Origin of the sequence: Thermococcus sp., assembly GCF_027008145.1 — an archaeon.
In the GTDB taxonomy this organism is placed as follows: domain Archaea; phylum Methanobacteriota_B; class Thermococci; order Thermococcales; family Thermococcaceae; genus Thermococcus.
Window position 1 is genome coordinate 1 of the sequence record NZ_JALTCZ010000026.1, and the last position, 3,325, is coordinate 3,325.

4 protein-coding genes are annotated in these 3,325 nt (G+C 52.4%); 2 read left to right on the top strand and 2 right to left on the bottom strand.

Going from position 1 to position 3,325, the window contains the following annotated elements:
* Window positions 1-37: 37 nt before the first annotated feature.
* A complete protein-coding gene (locus tag MVD07_RS01295; protein WP_297497571.1) occupies window positions 38-1,216 on the bottom strand; it encodes a pyridoxal phosphate-dependent aminotransferase in 1,179 nt (392 codons plus the stop codon).
* A gap of 83 nt (window positions 1,217-1,299) precedes the next feature.
* Window positions 1,300-1,698, bottom strand: a complete 399-nt coding sequence (cgi121, locus tag MVD07_RS01300) for a KEOPS complex subunit Cgi121 (protein WP_297497574.1) — start codon at window positions 1,696-1,698, stop codon at window positions 1,300-1,302.
* 157 nt (window positions 1,699-1,855) lie between these two features.
* Between cgi121 and MVD07_RS01305 the strand changes: the two genes are divergently transcribed.
* Both MVD07_RS01305 and ftsZ read left to right on the top strand, forming a co-directional pair.
* The gene (locus tag MVD07_RS01305; RefSeq protein WP_297497576.1) at window positions 1,856-2,047 is read left to right on the top strand and encodes a ribbon-helix-helix domain-containing protein; all 192 of its coding nucleotides are present in this window, start codon (window positions 1,856-1,858) and stop codon (window positions 2,045-2,047) included.
* Between the two features lie 41 nt (window positions 2,048-2,088).
* Window positions 2,089-3,312: a cell division protein FtsZ gene (ftsZ, locus tag MVD07_RS01310; RefSeq protein WP_297497578.1), complete on the top strand. Its 1,224-nt coding sequence runs from the start codon at window positions 2,089-2,091 to the stop codon at window positions 3,310-3,312.
* Window positions 3,313-3,325 lie beyond the last annotated feature (13 nt).

Below are 3,325 nucleotides of genomic sequence, written 5' to 3' on the forward strand. Positions count from 1 at the left end.
ATTACCGTCCTCCACCTGTTCTCCATGCGTCACCACCTCAGAGCTTTGAAAGGGCCTCCTTCATGCGCTCCATTGCCTCGATGAGCTTCTCCTTTTCCGTTGCATAGCTGATTCTCACCCAGCCCTCGCCCTGTTTTCCGAAGGCAGTTCCAGGGATGACGACAACCCCGGCGTTTTCGAGCAACCAGTCGGCGAAGTCCTCACTAGTCATGTCGAGTTCAGGATCTATTCTGGCCCAGACGTAAAAGGCTCCCTTCGGCTTGAAGGGCTCGATGTGAGGCATGTCGTTGAGATGTCTGAGGACTATCCTCCTCCTCTCGGAGTAAACTTCTCTCATGGCCTTCACCGTGTCCCAGCTGCGCTTGTCCCTGAGGGCCGTTATTCCAGCTATCTGAACGAAGGAGGTGACGTTTCCTATGACGTAGGCGTGGAGCTTTATCATGTCCTGGATGACCTGCTTTGGAGCTATGGCAAAGCCAAGGCGCCAGCCGGTCATGGCAAAGGTCTTGGAGAAGGAGTTCGCGAGGATCGTGTTGTCGGGGGCGTATTTTATCATCGGGTAGTGCTTGGCCCCTTCGTAGAGAAAGTGCTCGTAGGGCTCGTCGCTGAGGATGTAGACGTTGTAGTCCTTGGCTATATCCGCTATTGCCTTCGCGACATCCTTCTTGAGGACGGCACCGGTCGGATTGTTAGGGTAGTTAATGACCATCATCCTCGTCCTCTTGGTTATCGCCTCAAGGAGCTCATCTGGGTCGGGCCTGAATTTGTTCTCCTCCCTAAGGGGAATTCTGATTATTCCTGCCTCGGCTATCTTTGCATCCTCGACATAGCAGACGAAAGCGGGATCGGGTATTATGACGTCGTCGCCCTGCTCCAGTATGCTCTGGAACGCTAAATAGGTGGCCTCGTAGGCGCCGGCGGTGACTATGATGTTGTCAACCTCAACGTCAACCTTGTAGAAATCGCGGTAGTATTCGGCTATGGCTTCGCGGAACTCGGGGATCCCGGCGTTTGGGGTGTAGTGGGTGTAGCCCTCATCAAGGGCCCTCTTGGCAGACTCCTTAATGACCTCAGGAGTGTCGAAGTCGGGCTCACCAATTCCGAGTGAGATGACATCCTCCATTTTGGAGGCCTTCTCAAAAAGCTCCCTTATCTTGGAGCGCTGGATTATATTTATCCTCCCCGCGAGGAAGTATTTCCTTTTCCGGTAGCGCATTTATATCCCTCCGAACAATCAGGCCTCCAACGGTTCCTATTTAAACCTATCCACCGGAAGGCTTTGGGACGGTTTCTTTTCCCCTACAAAACTTCGACCAGAGCAGCTTTTTCAAAAAATCTTTTCGCGGTATCATCGTCGCAGTCGATTGGCTCCAGCTCCTTTAGTCCCAACCTGTTCAGCTTCTCAAGTCCCTTCTCACCGAAGGCAACGGCGTAGTTTGGGCCGGGTTTTACTCCAACGTTCTCAATTGCCTCTTTTATCTGGAGTGTTCCGGCGAGCCTGAGGAGGAACTCCCCGCTTAGGGTTCTTGCGTGGTTCGTTCCCCTCTTAAAGGCTCTCCTGGCGAGCACTGCCGAGAAGGCAACGGGCCTCCAGCACTCGGCGGCAACTACCTGGAGATCCTCCCCGAGGTGGCCTATAATCCCTTCCGGGTCATCAACCTGAACTCTTGTTACGTAAATATCATCAATCTCCAGCATTTTATCCCCTCGCTTTCATTTCGACCTCCATCTTAAAAGCATTTTTCAAAAAATTTTTGAAAAAGATATTATTATAATATTAAAATTGAGGCACAAAGTATTTAACTGAGTAAAACACTAACTACATTAGCGACTTGATGAACTGGGTGGTGCAGGGATGAGCAGGATGCGCATCGTCAGTGTCCAACTCCCTCAGGGGCTCATAAACGCTATGGATCAGCTCGTTAAAATGGGGGTCTATCCCAACAGGAGTGAGATAATAAGGGAGGCGATCCGCGAGCTCCTGAAGAAGGAGCTCTACCGCCTTGAAGCGAAGGAGCGTTCCGCTCCTGACTACGTGATAAAATAACCGGGTTTAATAAGCCGTATCTTTGCCAGGGGGTATGGATAATGGTGTTTAAGCTGCTTGAACAGGCCGGTATCAACCTCGACCTCGACGAGCCGAGGGAAGGACTCAAGAAGGGCTTTGACGAAGAGGAGGACCTGATACATATCGTTATAGTTGGAGTTGGTGGCTCCGGCAACAACACCATAACGAGGCTCTACGAGCTCGGCGTCCAGGGGGCGGAACTCATAGCCATGAACACCGACGCCCAGGCGCTCAAGTATGCCAAGGCACATAAGAAGCTCCTTCTCGGAAAGGAAATAACACAGGGAAAGGGTTCTGGCGGTGACCCGGAGATAGGCTACAAAGCTGCAGAGGCGAGTGCCCACGAGATAGCCGAGACCATAGGGGACGCTGACCTAGTCTTCATAACGGCTGGTATGGGCAATGGAACCGGCACCGGGGCCGCACCGGTCGTTGCTAGGGTCGTTAAGGAGAAGGCCCGGCACAACGGTCGCTTTAGGGAGCCCCTCGTGGTCAGTGTCGTTACTTTCCCCTTCAAGAACGAGGGCAAGCTCAGGGAGGAGAAGGCCAGGGCAGGCATAAAGGCCCTGATGTACTACTCGGACACAGTCATAATAATCGAGAACGACAAGCTCCTCCAGCTCGTTCCAAAGCTTCCGATAAACGCGGCCTTCCGCTTTGCCGATGAGATCATCGCGAGGATGGTCAAGGGGATAACCGAGACCATAAAGCTCCCCTCGATGGTTAACATAGACTTCGCCGATGTTTACAGCGTCATGCACAACGGTGGAGCCGCTTTGATAGGAATCGGTGAGAGCGACTCCAGCAACAGGGCCGTCGATGCGATCAGGAACGCCCTTGAAAACAAGATGCTCGAGGTAGAGTACGGCAGCGGTGACAAGGCCCTCGTCCACTTCACAGTAGGGCCAGACATCAGCCTGAAGGAGATAAACGATGCTATGAACCTTGTTTACGAGAAGCTGGGTGAAAAAAGCGAGATAAAGTGGGGTGCAAGGGTCGATGATGACATGGGCAAAGTCGTCCGCGCTATGGTGATAATGACCGGCGTCAACAGTCCGCACATCCTCGGGGGAGAAACGGCACTCCAGCTGAGTCCCAAGAAGGCTTTTCTACCGCCCGAACCCAAAAGATCCTTCGGCAACTTCGACGACCCAGTATACAAAACCATCTCCAGAAAGTTCAACGGGAGATCAGAGAACGGCTATCTAAACCACATCTTTGACGACTTCATAGACCTTTCCTGACCTTAAATTTTTG

What these genes read in the sequence shown, in the direction of transcription:
- MVD07_RS01295 (WP_297497571.1), bottom strand. Translation starts at nt 1,216, where the DNA reads ATGCGCTACCGGAAAAGGAAATACTTCCTCGCGGGGAGGATAAATATA.
- cgi121 (WP_297497574.1), bottom strand. Translation starts at nt 1,698, where the DNA reads ATGCTGGAGATTGATGATATTTACGTAACAAGAGTTCAGGTTGATGAC.
- MVD07_RS01305 (WP_297497576.1), top strand. Translation starts at nt 1,856, where the DNA reads ATGAGCAGGATGCGCATCGTCAGTGTCCAACTCCCTCAGGGGCTCATA.
- ftsZ (WP_297497578.1), top strand. Translation starts at nt 2,089, where the DNA reads ATGGTGTTTAAGCTGCTTGAACAGGCCGGTATCAACCTCGACCTCGAC.